The organism is Bacillus sp. MYb56 (assembly GCF_002976445.1).
In the GTDB taxonomy this organism is placed as follows: Bacteria; Bacillota; Bacilli; order Bacillales; family Bacillaceae_G; genus Bacillus_A; species Bacillus_A mycoides.
On sequence record NZ_PCOH01000008.1, the window covers coordinates 150,045 to 164,034 of the forward strand.

Below are 13,990 nucleotides of genomic sequence, written 5' to 3' on the forward strand. Positions count from 1 at the left end.
TATTAACTATGTTACGAGTTCGTACTGCATCTAATTTTTTCCGAAGTTCCGTTTCTAAATTAGGCTCGAAAAAATTGGCTAATTTACATAAATAATTCGTATCTTATAACAAAATTATACAATATAATAAAGGGTTTTTGTTTTGATTTTTCTGAAAAAATATTATAATTATATATGAAATAAAGAGGAATGTAGGAGGAAATTATGCAAAACGTTATATTAAAGGGGAACAAAGTTACAATTCGTACAATTGAAGAATCGGATATAAAAACATTATGGAGCTTCATATATAAAGAAGAAAATCCAGAATGGAAGAAATGGGATGCACCGTATTTTCCGTTCTCAATGCAAGAATACGCGTCCTATAAAGAGAAGATGCAAACTCGTTTACAAGAAGAACCGCTATCAAATTTAATAATAGAAAATAACGGTCAAATTATAGGGACAGTCGGATTTTATTGGGAACATAAACCGACGCGTTGGTTAGAAATGGGAATCGTAATTTATGACCCAGCATACTGGAATGGTGGATATGGTACAGAAGCATTAAAACTATACAGAGATTTGCTATTTGAAAATATGGAAATTGGTAGAGTAGGACTTACGACTTGGTCTGGTAATGAACGAATGATGAAAGTAGCGGAGAAAATAGGAATGCGATTAGAAGGTAGAATGCGAAAATGCCGTTATTATAACGGGACATACTATGACTCTATTCGAATGGGAATGATTCGTGAAGAGTGGGAAGCACTATGTGTAACAAAGGGGTGAATAAGTGTGTACGCTATTATTGCTACATTTGATTGTGTGTTCACTAATAAAGTTAGAGAATTGCAAAATGAGTTAACGAATATAATTGAAACAAATGAACTAGCCGGAGTAGAACCGCATATAACATTGGCTGATTATAAGGAGTTAGATGTTAATTTATATACGAAGAAATTAGAGGAGTTTGTAGTTTTTCAAGAGAACATTGCTGCTGTAACTTTTTCTTCTGTTGGAACTTTTCCTACTAACGGAACGATCTTTCTAGCACCAACCATTACTGATGAATTAATAACACTTCATCATTCTTATCATGATTATTTCAAAACTTTTCATGATAATCCACAGTCCTATTACGTTCCAGGAAAATGGATTCCGCATTGCACGATTGCTAATGGGTTAAATTCAAATCAATTTTTAAGTGTAATGGAATATATATATGAAAAATTTAATGTTACACTAGCTTCGATTGAGAAGTTAAAATTAATTAAGGTAAATTATGAAGATGGTTTTGCCATTTCTTCTAGTATATTAGCAGAATATAATTTAAAGAGAATGGAGACATCGAGATGACATATGTAATTAGAGAAATGAAGCAAGAAGATATTCATGCTGTACAAAACGTAGCAAAAATAGCTTGGCATGATACTTACGAAGGAATTATTCCGAGAGAGATTCAAAATAGTTTTTTAGATGAAGCCTATTCTGATGAAAAAATGAAATATCGTCTTAAAAATACACATTTATTCGTTGCAGAAGAAGAGGGAGAAGTAATTGGATTTGCGAATTTTTCACCCGTTAGACTGCAAAATGAAGCAGAATTAGGTGCGATTTATTTGTTACCAGATCAGCAAGGAAAAGGGATAGGAAGTGCTTTGTTAAAAAGAGGGATTAACGGACTTAAAGGGATTCGGAAACTGTACATACATGTAGAAGCAGCAAATGAAAAAGGAAAGCGCTTTTATGAAGCGAAAGGTTTTGCAGCTTTAGAGCAATTTGAAGAAGATTTTGAAGGGCATTTGATGCAGACAGTAAGGATGGTTTTATACATATAGGGAGGAGTAGGAATGAAAATATTTGATTTCAGTGCAGAAGCTGGGAAGCACATATCAGCATTTCAATCTAATTTCATAATGACAAAAATATTAAATCATCAAGGGAATATACATATCGGTGCCATGCATTTACAAGAGAATGGAATTATCGGATATCATGAAGCAGTTGTATCTCAGCTGCTTCTTATTGTGGATGGTGAAGGATATGTATGCGGGGCAGATAAAGAAAAAGTGAAGGTAGAAGCTGGACAAGCTGTGTTTTGGGAGAAGGGTGAGTTACATGAGACGAGTACGGAAAAGGGCTTGATGGCAATTGTAATTGAGTCGGAGGGACTTGAGAAAGGAGTTTTAATGAAAGAAGTGGGAAAGTTTGATGATTAAGGTGTGTAAGGAGGAGATTACTATGCACAAAGTTACGCAAATAGTAATCTGTGCAGCAGTACTATTAATCACACTCGCTATGATAAATGGAGAAACGTGGAAAGATAAAGTGAAACTTTAATCCGTGGGGGGTGTTCATCCCCCGCGGATTATTAGTTGAACCAATCGGGCGTTTACGGGCAGTTGATCTCCCCCTAACTTTTTTGTTCCATTCGACCTTTGAGGTGGGGTCTTACTGCCCGTTAATGCGGGATAAAATTGTTATTTCGCTAGCTGTTTTTATATTTACTGGATTTTCTCTAGTATGGAACACATTTATTATAAATTTTATGGAGAAATTCAATGGAAAAAGGAGTAAATAAATGCTACCTTTCAAGCGAATGAGAACTATATATTTAATAACAGTACCTATTATTGCACTACTCTCATTATTTTTTCCGCAGTCATTAGGAGATCGTATACTTACTTTCTTTTTTGTACTTGTTTTTGGCGGATTAGCAATTGGATTTACCTATTTAATGGACTTTATTGGAAAAACAAAAGATAAAAGGGAATGAAAATGAAGCTTTTACAAGTGGGAACAGTAGTAAAGTCCAAAGTTGTAGATTTGTAAAATTTGAGAAGACAGATAAGGAGTAGTAAGGTGATGAAGATTCCGAAAATTATAATGGTAATACTAGTTGTAATTTCAGTCGCTGTCGGGCTGATGGGGCCATATTCAATAAAAGAAAAGATTATATATACATTTGGTGTGATCTTTTGGGGAGCAATGGCGATAGGAGCAATTAATTTAATGGAGTATATTAAAAGGAGGATGAGTAAATGAAACTTAGATTGAAGGAGGAATAATAATTAGGATAAGAAACGGGATTATATGTTAGAGATAGTTATGGACTAGGTGGTACCATTAAGTTTGAGGATTAAGAGAGGAGCATATTATTATGCAGCCATTTAAGGTTGGAAAATATATTACATATGTCGCGATTGCTATATTTCTTGTAGTTGCTATTATGTCTCCGTATGAATTACCTAAAAAGGTTGGCTTTATTATAGGTGTTCTTATTTTAGGAGCATGTGCACTTGGTACTAATAAACTTTACGAACGGATGTATAGTAAACTTAATAATAAATAAGACTAATAAAATAGGGGGGAATTATCACAATAATTTTTCCCATGAAGAGCGATTTCAGGAAGAGTAGCCCACGCAGGTTGCTCTTTTTTGTGTACAAATAATCTAGGGAAAGAATACTAGGAATTGCTTCCGTCTCGTTATCAGCTATCTGTGCATTTAATAGTATTGATTAAAATTGCTTCTCTTGAGGAGGGGGAGTTTTCGGATTTTTAAGAGTATAAAAAATATTATTCTGTAAAATTAATTTTATATGGTAAAATATCCCCATATAAATATTTAAAAAGAGAATGGCTATGGGGGATATAAAAGTTACTCCTGAACAGTTGAGAAAAGTGGCAGGGACATTAGATCAACTATCACGAATACAACTGCAACACAGGAGCGACTAAAACGAGATATTGATATGATTTCTAGTAATTGGTTGGGCTCAACTTATATGAAATTTAATATGGATTTCCGCGATTCATCTTTTAAGATGGCGCAATTTATAACCATATTAGAGCCACTTGAGAAGTTTCTTCTTGATTCTGCTAATAAATTTGAGCAGGTAGATAATATGGATGTTGCTATTGCGATGGCTTCCACCATTTTAACGGGGAAACCTTTTAAAGGGGATTATAAAACACTTACAGGTTCAACAAAAGTAAATACAGAGGATCGCTATCATATTAAAACAGAAGGGTCATTACTAGAGGGAGAATATGAACTTTCTGAGAATAGTAAGCTAGGGTTCAAAGCTGGGCATGCAGAGCTAGAGGTGGGACTTCCTTATAAATTTGATACGATAAAAGAAGATGTATTGACAGGGAAGATTCTTGGAGTGAAGGGCGGAGTTACAGGATTCGAGGATAGTCTTTCGTTTAAAAACCCTTATGTTTCAGAAATATCAGTAACACAAAAATTCATAGATGCTTCAGTTGTATACGGGGTTGAGGATTATACGTTTAAAGATGATGCAGAAGTGACAATACAAAAATATGAAGCAAAGCTAGATAGAATTGATATTCCAAATATTATTCCATTTTTTAAAGATCACGATCTCGAAGTGCGAGCTGAATTTGGTTTGGGGACGTTTGGTTATAAGTTTCATGTAGGTCAAGAAACTGGTGCGTATGTTGGTGGTGGAAAAGTTGGTGGTGGTCTATTTGCAAAATTCAAAAAGCGTGGGGAAGAGGAATAAGAGAATGTTTAAATCGTCAAAAATTATTAAAATTGTTGGGTTTATAGCAATGGCTATTACTAGTTTGTTTTTTCCTTTAGATTTAAAAGGGAAAATTATTATTTTCACTTTTATACTTGTATTAGGTGTAATGTCTCTTGGGACTACAAATTTATTAGAATACATCACTAATAAATTTAAAAAGAATAGAGATAATTAATGTACTTAAATAAGAAAGTATAATTGAGTGATTGCAAGTTTTATGGTAACTGCAGACATTAATATAAAAATTATAAATGTATTTGTAATACTTTTATTTGGTGTAATAGCTATGTGGTCTTAATTGCTTATTGAACACTTTTATCAAAAAATATATAAAGGGGAATGAATAAATGAAACTTTTACCAATCGGAACAGTAGTAAAACTAGAAGAGGTAGAACCGATTATTATGATCATTGGAAGAATGGTTGTATCAGCAGATAAACGTGATTTTGATTATGTGGGCGTTCCTTATCCAGTGGGCTATCTAGGTGATGAAAAAGTACTTTGTTTTAATCATGATAAGATTGTAGAGGAAATGCATAGAGGGTATATGACTGAGAGTGAATTAGTTCTACGTGAGAAATTATTAGAATTGTAGATTAGTTGAAAAATACATATAGATTTAAAAAATAAGATAGGGGAAATAAAATGGGGAAAATAATGAGAACCCTTGTAATCATTGGCATACTTATCCCTCCAGTACTGCTGTGGAGTGTACCTACAATGCCTCTAAATGATAAATTGCTGTTTACAGTTTTACAACTAACTGTAGGATTCAGTACGGTAATTGTATTAGAGATTATATTTAGAAATCGAAAAAAGAAAAGGGTAAAATAGAGATAGATTGCATGGAATATCAGTTGAAAATATATAACATGTATGACTAATAGCTTTACTTGGGTGGTGGCCTACTGGTCGCCTCTTTTAACGTTATCTCCCTGGTAATGGAGGGCTGATTTTTTATTTAACAAAGAAAAAAGGAGCAATCAAGCATGTTTAAACAAGGGCGCATTTTAATGTGTATTTTTACCGCAGTGTTATTTTTTTCTTCCTTCTTCTTTCCGCAGCCAATGGGAAAAAGGGTTTTAACAGCTATTGTTGCTCTAATTATTGGTGGAGTAGGTATTGGAATTTCCTATTTATTAGAAAATTCCAGTAGCAAGTCGAAAAATATATCTAAATAAGAACAGAGAATAACGATAAAGCGTTCCTAATTGGTTCAGTTGTAAAGATAAAAGATTTAAATTGTTTTTTTATGTTATAGAAATTAACAAGAGTTAACAAGCATAGTATATCATATAGTAACGACAAGCGGAGTACATGTGAATAGATATTAGTTATACGCAGAAGAGGCTACTTATAATAGGCAGCCTCTTCTGCGTGTATTATGCATTATTATCGATACATCGTCCACATCCCAATATCTTTAAATCCTAATCGTTTATAAATCCGTCCAGCAGCTGGGTTGTTATAAAATAAGCAAAGCGTTCGGCCTTCTTTCGTAAAGTCTTGGATCATTTTCTGTAATATGAGCGAAGCATATCCATTCCCGCGATGATTCGGATGTGTGCAGACTCCAACAACCATAGCCGATAGTGAATTTTCAGCGGAAGTAGAAGCAGATGCGATAATAGCACCGTCTTTTTCAATATAATATGTACGTCCTGTATTTGTTTCGAGAGTTTGTCTTAATATTTTCTCTGATTCATTAGCAACTGGAAATTCAGCAATGTTACTTCGTAATTGCATAATTCGCTCCACATCATCTAGTGTGGCAAGTTTAATTGTTTCTTGGACAGGTGTGCTAGGTAAGTTGCTGTCATTTAGACATTCGCAAAAATACATTTCATTTTTGGCGCCTAGTTGTACACTTGGAGCAGTTTCAAATCTTTCTACAATAGTTGACTTGCCAGAGAGTTTAAGCGGCTTATATGCGGAAAGAAGTGCCTCATAGTCAGTAACCACAAACTCTTCTTTACTATACGGTATAAATGTATCGTGAAAGCGAAGTAAAATCGATTTTAATGTTCCATTCTCTTTATATACGCCCCATAATTCTTGAAAGTCTGTTTCATAACCGAAAGCTTCTAAATCCCCAATAATAAACAAATTAAGGGCTGCTTCTTCTTTTAGGTAAGCGAATACTTGTTCATGATCTTTCTTTGTTAATTTTCTCATCATAAAAAATCGACCTCTTTTTTATTTTTCTAAATATTACAACTTAAGTTTTTTGAAATCAATATAAAATTTTATGTTTAGTTCACCAACTTTCGGAAAAACTAGGAAAGATATGACAAAGGAGGTTATGAACGGTGGATCATCCAATTCAAGGGTTAATGAAAGCGGCAATGGAAAATTTAAAAGAAATGGTCGATGTAAATACGATTGTTGGAGAGCCTGTTCAAACGGCTGACGGTGGTGTAGTGTTAACGGTTTCTAAAGTAGCGTTCGGTTTTGGAGCAGGAGGTTCTGATTTCCAAACGAATGATGGACAAAGAGCGAACGGTAACCCTGCATTTGGTGGCGGTAGCGCGGGTGGTGTTTCTATTACACCAGTAGCATTTCTAGTCGTGAATAAAGACGGGGTAAATATTCTTCATTTACAAAATGCGACACATTTAGCAGAAAAAATAATTGAATTAGCTCCACAAACAATTGATAAAATTCAATCGATGTTCCAAACAGATGAAAAGAAAGAGGGAAATCATCACCCTCAAAACCCAGATGAAATCCTTTAAAAACGCCTGCTCATAAGCAGGTGTTTTTTCTTGTAATCAGTATGTAATAAAACACATGAAATTGTAAATAGTTTTTGAAGTTTTTTCTATGTTTCTAAAATTTTTCATGTTAAAATATGCTATAGAATTGAAACATATAAAACGAAGGTGGCTAGGTGCTTTGTCTGGAGGATCTGACCAAGTAAACAATATGATATATATTAATGGTAATCGTCGGGGTCATTGTTTTATTACATCTGGAATTACGTTTAAAGAGTTTGCAAGTAACATCCCTTCACCGCTTCATCAAGTATTGCTTTTAAAGCATAATTTTGAGTGGACAGATTTTCATTATCATACTTTATTTGAATATGTTGAGGAAGAAAACATACATAAACTCATTCAAGCAGAGATTGATGAATTTGATGAATTTTGTTGGGTAGATTTCGATGATGCAAGCGATTTAGATGAGTTAGAGCCAAAAGAAATTGCAGAATTATTATATTTGGCTCACAAAAAAGAACCACTTGGAAGAACGTTCTTCCCATTGTTGAAGAATAGATTCGTTTATTTTTCACATGATGACGGTTGGTACAACAAAGTGTATTACCGTAGAATCGGTGATTTTGTAGGAATGCTAAGTAAAGTGATTCCATATAAACTCGGTTCGTTTGGAAAGAAACGTTTTACTTTCTTCCAAAAATCAAAAATTTTCCCAGCAATTTCAAAGGAAGTTATCCTTGGGCTTATGCCGTTAATGGAAGATGGATTATACATTGATTTAGCGGGGAAAATTGAGTCGAGAAGAGGTCTTGAAATTCCGGTATATGTAGTAGGATCATTCGAAAGTACGGATGAGGTACTAGATAATATCGATGAATTGAAAGCGGAAGCAACAGAAACGGGTTGGCTCATTTTTGATAAGAAAGAACAAGAGTGGCAATGGGTTGTAGACTAAGAAAACTTGGCGCATGAAGTCAAGTTTTCTTGTCTTTTGAAAGGAGAACAAATGAAGAAATATTATACAATTGTGGGTATTGTAAGTATTATTCTCGTGGCAATATTACTTATAACTTGTCCGAAAGAATCAGATTTTAAATTGTATTTAGAGGATAAGTATGCATTGAAATGTGACGAGAGTAGCTTTGAATGCACGCAAAATGTAGATGAAAAAAAAGAGAAATTACAGTTTGAAAGTATTGATGCACGAAATGGTGTTTTCTTTATGACTGTAAAGCAAACGTATAAAACAGAAGCTGGTGTTACGAAAGAATATAGCGGAGTAGGTATATTCGGTACATTTCTTTTTGTTTCAGAGAAGACTTTCTAGTAATAGAAGGTCTTTTTTTTATGCTTATGTTCATATAGATGAAGTAAGACAAGCATAGGAGGGGTATTGATGAAGAAGGGATGTATCGTTTGTGGTGGTGAGGAGTTTTTTTCTTCAACATTATATGCACGTACGAAACAAGATTGGGCATATGCGCCAAACATGTACCGATTTGAAAAGGTGTTTATTGAGCATAGAGATGAAGAAAATTATCCAGTTTTTCAAGAAATTACAGCGAAGCATTGTTGTGGATGCGGTCATATCATGTTGTATCATGAATGAACACACCAAGTATAACTTGGTGTGTTTTTTTTAAAACGCTGACAAAGCAAGCGGATAGAGTAAAGTAAATAAAACAGAAAAACTACCAAAACCAATTGCGGTATATCCAAGTGTTCTCGCTCCAAAATTGACAGCTAATAAGCCAACTAAAATAGCAAGGGAGCCGAGTGTAACAGGATAAAAAGCAATGGAGAATAACGAAAGAAATAATGCGACATAGCCGATCATTGCACCGGTATTTGTACCTTCTATTTCATTTGCAATTTCTTTGCGCTCATGTCTAATCGGAATACCAGCCGGAGATATTTCAGCTGCATACTCTTCGTTTTTTTCACCACTTTTAAAATGATGATTTCTCTTTCTTCGCATGTACATCCCTCTCTTTCAATTGGGTGTATCTATAGTATCTTTCATAAGGAGCAGAACATGAGTATGAGTTAAACCCAAGTAAAGCAAAAATTGGAGAAAATAGATTCCGTTGTTATCCTGTTTATCCCGCTATTTGCCGTGCAGTAAGACCCCCGCCTCAAAATTCGGCTGGAGCAAAGAAGTTAGATGGGAGTCGGGCTGCCAGTAAAAGCCCGATTGGTTCAAATAATAATCAGTGGGGGACGAACAAACACCCCCACTGATTAAAGTTTCACTTTATCTCCTTATGAAGATAAACAGGGATTTTGGAACATGATGTAGAATGAAATGAATGATAATACGTGAAGGTAGGGGAATGTATGGCGAAGTTTAATTGGCATGAATCGGCAGAGAAAAAATGGGATAACAATGCAGAGTTTTGGAATCAAAATAGTCAAGAAATGTGGGATAGCGGGAGCAGGAGTACAATCATTCCATTTTTTGAGCAGTACGTGGAAAAGGAAGTACAAGTGTTAGATGTTGGCTGTGGTGATGGGTATGGTACATATAAATTAAGTCTTACTGGCTACAAAGCGGTTGGGGTGGACTTATCGGAAGTTATGATTCAAAAGGGTAAGGAGCGCGGAGAAGACCCAAACTTATCTTTTATAAAAGGTGATCTTTCTTCATTACCATTTGAAAATGAGAAATTTGAAGCAATTATGGCAATTAATTCTTTAGAATGGACCGAGGAGCCGTTGCGAGCATTAAATGAAATAAAGCGTGTTTTAAAGAAAGATGGATACGCATGTATTGCAATTTTAGGACCGACAGCAAAACCGAGAGAGAACAGTTATCCGCGCCTATATGGCAAAGACGTTGTTTGCAATACGATGATGCCTTGGGAATTTGAACAGTTAGCAAAAGAACAAGGATTTGAAGTTGTAGATGGTACCGGCGTATATAAGCGCGGAGTAAATGAGAAGATGTTAGGTCAGCTACCTACAGAGTTACAACAAGCGTTAACATTTTTATGGGTATTTATGTTAAAAAACGTATAACAAAATTGAAGGGTTTTAGGAGGTAAATAAGTGCAGAAAATACAAAAAACTGATACAATATCATCAGAATCAATTAAAGGGGGACTAGGGTATATGACAACTACTACAACAGTTAAATCTGATATTGAAATCGCACAAGAAGCAAGTATGAAGAAGATTCAAGAAATTGCAGCTAATTTAAATATTTTAGAAGAAGAACTAGAGCCATACGGACATTATAAAGGCAAGTTATCTCTTGATATTTTTAAGCGTTTACAAGATGAGAAAGACGGTAAAGTTGTTTTAGTAACAGCGATTAACCCAACTCCAGCAGGAGAAGGTAAATCAACAGTAACAGTTGGTTTAGGTCAAGCTTTTAATAAAATTGGTAAGAAAACAGTAATTGCACTTCGCGAACCATCTCTTGGACCAACAATGGGATTAAAAGGCGGAGCAGCAGGTGGTGGTTATTCTCAAGTAGTACCAATGGAAGATATTAACCTTCACTTTACTGGAGATATTCATGCGATTACAACTGCCAATAACGCATTAGCGGCGTTCATTGATAATCATATCCAACAAGGAAACACACTTGGAATTGATACGCGTAAAATCGTTTGGAAACGCTGTGTTGACTTAAATGATCGTGCCCTTCGTAATGTAGTAATTGGCCTTGGTGGACCGGTTCAAGGTGTACCACGTGAAGATGGTTTTGATATTACAGTAGCATCTGAAATTATGGCCGTATTCTGCCTTGCAACAGATATTCAAGATTTAAAATCACGTCTATCTCGCATTGTTGTCGCTTATAATTTTTCAAATCAACCTGTAACAGTTAAAGATTTAGGAGTAGAAGGAGCGTTAACACTTCTATTAAAAGATGCATTAAAACCGAACTTAGTACAAACATTAGAAAATACACCAGCTATCATTCATGGCGGACCATTTGCGAATATCGCTCACGGTTGTAACAGTGTTATCGCTACGACAATGGCAGCAAAATTAGGTGATTATGTTATTACAGAAGCTGGATTCGGTGCAGATTTAGGTGCCGAGAAGTTTTTAGATATTAAAGCACGTGCAGCTGGTATTAAACCAGAAGCGGTAGTTATTGTTGCGACTATTCGTGCGCTTAAAATGCACGGTGGTGTTGCGAGAGATCAATTAAAAGAAGAAAATGTAGATGCGTTAGCAAAAGGTATGGAGAACTTACAGAAGCATGTTGAAACAATTCAAAGCTTCGGTGTTCCTTTCGTAATTGCCATTAACAAATTCATTACTGATACAGATGCAGAAGTTGCATACTTACAAGAATGGTGCAATGAGCGTGGCTATGCAGTATCCTTAACAGAAGTTTGGGAGAAAGGTGGCCAAGGCGGAGTTGACCTTGCTGAGAAAGTGTTAAAAGAAATTGAAAAAGGTGAAAACAACTACGCACCACTTTATGAATTAGAATTACCATTAGAAGAAAAAATTCGTACAATTGCTCAAAAAGTGTACGGCGCAAAAGATATTGAATTTGCTCCGAAAGCACGTAAGCAATTAGCTCAATATGAGGGAGAAGGTTGGAGTAACCTACCGATTTGTATGGCGAAAACACAATACTCTCTTTCAGATGATGCAACAAAATTAGGTCGCCCATCTGACTTTATCGTTACAATTCGTGAATTAAAACCATCTATCGGTGCAGGGTTTATCGTTGCGTTAACAGGAACAATGTTAACAATGCCAGGCCTTCCAAAACAGCCAGCTGCGCTGCAAATGGATGTAAATGAAGATGGAAAAGCAGTAGGTTTATTCTAAAAGGTTGTAATTCATCTCGTTTATCTGTAAACTATATATACATCAAGTGGCGCCTTTCCATCGAAAGGCGCCTGTTTTTTGGAGGAAATTATGTTTGATCCAACTGCTTTTGAAAATTTAAAGGTAATTGTGGAAGGAGCTGTCTATGATTTCGATTTACACGGTGATATTCTCGTAACGGATCGAAAAGATGTGATGGACCTTGCTTCATTAAGTCGTATGTATAGTATTTCATTTCAACTAACAGAAACATTTAAAACGATGGTAGAAGCGACATTTTCACTATCTGTTGATGCAAAGAATTTATCAGGTGAAATATTAGAAGTACCTCAGTTTATACCAGGTTGTGAAATGAAGCTGGAATTCTCGTTCGAAATGGAGCAACCAGAGATAGGATGCGAAGAAATTGAAACTTTATTGCATTCTATATGGGGAAAAGAGCGAATGATTACGCAAAAAATTTCATACGAATATAATAAGCAAGCGATTTCATATCATAATAAGGTAGAGGTTCTATTTCAAAAATCGATTACAGAAGACCATGTTGATGATTTAATAGCTGTTATTTCACACATGATAGAAACGGTGCGAACAATACAACATTTTCTTCAAAAATAGAGATAAAGGAGAAAAACAAATGATAAAAGATATGCAACCATTTTTACAACAAGCTTGGGAAAAGGCTGGTTTTAAAGAATTTACTGAAATTCAAAAACAAGCGATTCCAACTATTTTAGAAGGACAAGACGTTATTGCTGAATCTCCAACTGGAACAGGAAAAACATTAGCGTACTTATTACCACTTTTACATAAAATTAATCCTGAAGTTAAACAACCTCAAGTTGTAATTTTAGCGCCAACTCGTGAACTTGTTATGCAAATTCATGAAGAGGTTCAAAAGTTTACAGCAGGAACGGATATTTCAGGTGCGTCTTTAATTGGTGGTGCGGATATTAAGCGCCAAGTTGAAAAATTAAAGAAACATCCGAGAGTTATTGTCGGTTCACCAGGACGTATTTTAGAGTTGATTCGCATGAAAAAATTAAAGATGCATGAAGTGAAAACGATTGTATTTGATGAGTTTGATCAAATTGTAAAACAAAAGATGATGGGTGCTGTACTTGATGTAATTAAATCAACGATGCGCGATCGTCAATTAGTGTTCTGCTCGGCGACAATAACAAAAGCTGCAGAAGATGCGGCACGTGATTTGACAGTTGAACCACAATTAGTACGTGTAACACGTTCAGAGGCACAGAGCCTAGTTGAACATACGTATATCGTTTGTGAGCGTCGTGAAAAAAATGATTATATTAGAAGAGTTATGCATATGGGAAATGTAAAAGCAGTTGCCTTCTTAAATGATCCATTCCGTTTAGATGAAATTACTCAAAAACTGAAGTTCCGTAAAATGAAAGCAGCAGCACTTCATGCAGAGGCAAGCAAACAAGAGCGTGAAGTAACGATGCGCGCGTTCCGTAGCGGGAAATTAGAAATATTACTTGCTACTGATATTGCAGCACGTGGATTAGATATCGATGATTTAACACACGTAATCCACTTAGAGTTACCAGACACAGTAGACCAATATATTCACCGCTCAGGACGTACTGGACGTATGGGCAAAGAAGGAACAGTTGTTTCTCTTGTAACAGAACAAGAAGAGCGTAAATTACTTCAATTTGCGAAAAAATTAGGTATCGTGTTTACGAAACAAGAAATGTTCAAAGGAACATTTGTAGAATCGAAACCACCAGCACCAAAGAAAAAGAAACCAGCTTTTACTGGTAAGAAAAAGCCTAGATAAATAATTGGGAAGACGTAACTATGCCTTCTGGTAAAGTGTTTAACTTTGCTGATAGTGAAGGGAATTACTTTGCAGTAATGGGAAAAAATAAATAATTATATAGTTATGTGAAAATCCCCCTCGTAAA

Annotated in this window: 21 protein-coding genes and 2 pseudogenes; 21 read left to right on the forward strand and 2 right to left on the reverse strand. The window is 35.2% G+C overall.

The features are described 5' to 3' along the window. Positions 1-204: 204 nt before the first annotated feature. The 12 genes and pseudogenes from CQ058_RS12735 to CQ058_RS12790 all read left to right on the forward strand — a co-directional run bounded on the left by CQ058_RS12735 (position 205) and on the right by CQ058_RS12790 (position 5,720). Positions 205-771 (forward strand): GNAT family N-acetyltransferase, encoded by a 567-nt coding sequence (locus CQ058_RS12735; protein ID WP_002189395.1) that lies wholly within the window; start codon positions 205-207, stop codon positions 769-771. Positions 772-777: 6 nt separating this feature from the next. Beyond that, positions 778-1,338 (forward strand): 2'-5' RNA ligase family protein, encoded by a 561-nt coding sequence (locus CQ058_RS12740; protein ID WP_002189398.1) that lies wholly within the window; start codon positions 778-780, stop codon positions 1,336-1,338. After that, complete coding sequence (locus CQ058_RS12745) at positions 1,335-1,820, forward strand: GNAT family N-acetyltransferase (RefSeq protein WP_002141432.1); 486 nt, start codon at positions 1,335-1,337, stop codon at positions 1,818-1,820. Before CQ058_RS12740 ends, CQ058_RS12745 begins: the two co-directional genes overlap by 4 nt. Before the next feature lie 12 nt (positions 1,821-1,832). Then, positions 1,833-2,201 (forward strand): cupin domain-containing protein, encoded by a 369-nt coding sequence (locus CQ058_RS12750; RefSeq protein WP_105589728.1) that lies wholly within the window; start codon positions 1,833-1,835, stop codon positions 2,199-2,201. A 362-nt stretch (positions 2,202-2,563) separates the two neighbouring features. Continuing rightward, positions 2,564-2,758 (forward strand): hypothetical protein, encoded by a 195-nt coding sequence (locus tag CQ058_RS12755; RefSeq protein WP_088007896.1) that lies wholly within the window; start codon positions 2,564-2,566, stop codon positions 2,756-2,758. A gap of 89 nt (positions 2,759-2,847) precedes the next feature. Then, positions 2,848-3,027 carry a hypothetical protein gene (locus CQ058_RS12760; protein ID WP_000701193.1) on the forward strand — a complete coding sequence of 60 codons (180 nt, stop codon included), beginning with the start codon at positions 2,848-2,850 and terminating at the stop codon, positions 3,025-3,027. A 115-nt stretch (positions 3,028-3,142) separates the two neighbouring features. Next, entirely contained in the window at positions 3,143-3,334 is a 192-nt protein-coding gene (locus tag CQ058_RS12765) for a hypothetical protein (protein ID WP_001182258.1), read from the forward strand. A 293-nt stretch (positions 3,335-3,627) separates the two neighbouring features. Next, positions 3,628-4,514: pseudogene (locus tag CQ058_RS12770) on the forward strand (WXG100 family type VII secretion target). Between the two features lie 4 nt (positions 4,515-4,518). Further along, entirely contained in the window at positions 4,519-4,713 is a 195-nt protein-coding gene (locus tag CQ058_RS12775; RefSeq protein ID WP_105589730.1) for a hypothetical protein, read from the forward strand. Between the two features lie 172 nt (positions 4,714-4,885). After that, a complete protein-coding gene (locus CQ058_RS12780) occupies positions 4,886-5,134 on the forward strand; it encodes a DUF4176 domain-containing protein (RefSeq protein ID WP_000771626.1) in 249 nt (82 codons plus the stop codon). Between the two features lie 50 nt (positions 5,135-5,184). After that, the gene (locus tag CQ058_RS12785; RefSeq protein ID WP_000516426.1) at positions 5,185-5,373 is read left to right on the forward strand and encodes a hypothetical protein; all 189 of its coding nucleotides are present in this window, start codon (positions 5,185-5,187) and stop codon (positions 5,371-5,373) included. Between the two features lie 155 nt (positions 5,374-5,528). Beyond that, positions 5,529-5,720 carry a hypothetical protein gene (locus CQ058_RS12790; RefSeq protein ID WP_002189405.1) on the forward strand — a complete coding sequence of 64 codons (192 nt, stop codon included), beginning with the start codon at positions 5,529-5,531 and terminating at the stop codon, positions 5,718-5,720. 211 nt (positions 5,721-5,931) lie between these two features. Here CQ058_RS12790 and CQ058_RS12795 read toward each other — a convergent pair whose 3' ends face one another. After that, on the reverse strand, positions 5,932-6,717 hold the full coding sequence (locus CQ058_RS12795; RefSeq protein ID WP_002189407.1) for a GNAT family N-acetyltransferase: 786 nt from the start codon (positions 6,715-6,717) through the stop codon (positions 5,932-5,934). 131 nt (positions 6,718-6,848) lie between these two features. Here CQ058_RS12795 and ytfJ point away from each other — a divergent pair, with 131 nt between their 5' ends. From ytfJ to CQ058_RS12815, 4 genes are all read left to right on the forward strand, one after another. Beyond that, positions 6,849-7,274 carry a GerW family sporulation protein gene (gene ytfJ, locus CQ058_RS12800; protein ID WP_002127061.1) on the forward strand — a complete coding sequence of 142 codons (426 nt, stop codon included), beginning with the start codon at positions 6,849-6,851 and terminating at the stop codon, positions 7,272-7,274. A 160-nt stretch (positions 7,275-7,434) separates the two neighbouring features. Continuing rightward, complete coding sequence (locus CQ058_RS12805; RefSeq protein ID WP_002085994.1) at positions 7,435-8,211, forward strand: hypothetical protein; 777 nt, start codon at positions 7,435-7,437, stop codon at positions 8,209-8,211. 51 nt (positions 8,212-8,262) lie between these two features. Further along, positions 8,263-8,583 (forward strand): hypothetical protein, encoded by a 321-nt coding sequence (locus tag CQ058_RS12810; RefSeq protein WP_002118741.1) that lies wholly within the window; start codon positions 8,263-8,265, stop codon positions 8,581-8,583. Between the two features lie 69 nt (positions 8,584-8,652). Next, a complete protein-coding gene (locus CQ058_RS12815) occupies positions 8,653-8,865 on the forward strand; it encodes a hypothetical protein (protein WP_002012518.1) in 213 nt (70 codons plus the stop codon). A gap of 30 nt (positions 8,866-8,895) precedes the next feature. On the opposite strand, the gene CQ058_RS12820 is transcribed toward CQ058_RS12815, so the two are convergent. Further along, on the reverse strand, positions 8,896-9,234 hold the full coding sequence (locus CQ058_RS12820) for a hypothetical protein (RefSeq protein WP_001253195.1): 339 nt from the start codon (positions 9,232-9,234) through the stop codon (positions 8,896-8,898). Between the two features lie 359 nt (positions 9,235-9,593). On the opposite strand from CQ058_RS12820, the gene CQ058_RS12825 reads away from it, so the two are divergent. The 5 genes and pseudogenes from CQ058_RS12825 to CQ058_RS12845 all read left to right on the forward strand — a co-directional run. Beyond that, positions 9,594-10,274, forward strand: coding sequence for a class I SAM-dependent methyltransferase (locus tag CQ058_RS12825; protein WP_002085991.1), 681 nt, complete (start codon positions 9,594-9,596; stop codon positions 10,272-10,274). 93 nt (positions 10,275-10,367) lie between these two features. Then, the gene (locus tag CQ058_RS12830; RefSeq protein WP_002031556.1) at positions 10,368-12,056 is read left to right on the forward strand and encodes a formate--tetrahydrofolate ligase; all 1,689 of its coding nucleotides are present in this window, start codon (positions 10,368-10,370) and stop codon (positions 12,054-12,056) included. A gap of 90 nt (positions 12,057-12,146) precedes the next feature. Beyond that, positions 12,147-12,674 (forward strand): hypothetical protein, encoded by a 528-nt coding sequence (locus CQ058_RS12835; RefSeq protein ID WP_002065080.1) that lies wholly within the window; start codon positions 12,147-12,149, stop codon positions 12,672-12,674. 19 nt (positions 12,675-12,693) lie between these two features. Then, positions 12,694-13,863 (forward strand): DEAD/DEAH box helicase, encoded by a 1,170-nt coding sequence (locus CQ058_RS12840; RefSeq protein WP_002012513.1) that lies wholly within the window; start codon positions 12,694-12,696, stop codon positions 13,861-13,863. A gap of 8 nt (positions 13,864-13,871) precedes the next feature. Then, a pseudogene (locus CQ058_RS12845) lies at positions 13,872-13,958 on the forward strand (VOC family protein); the annotation flags it as partial. Positions 13,959-13,990: the final 32 nt, after the last annotated feature.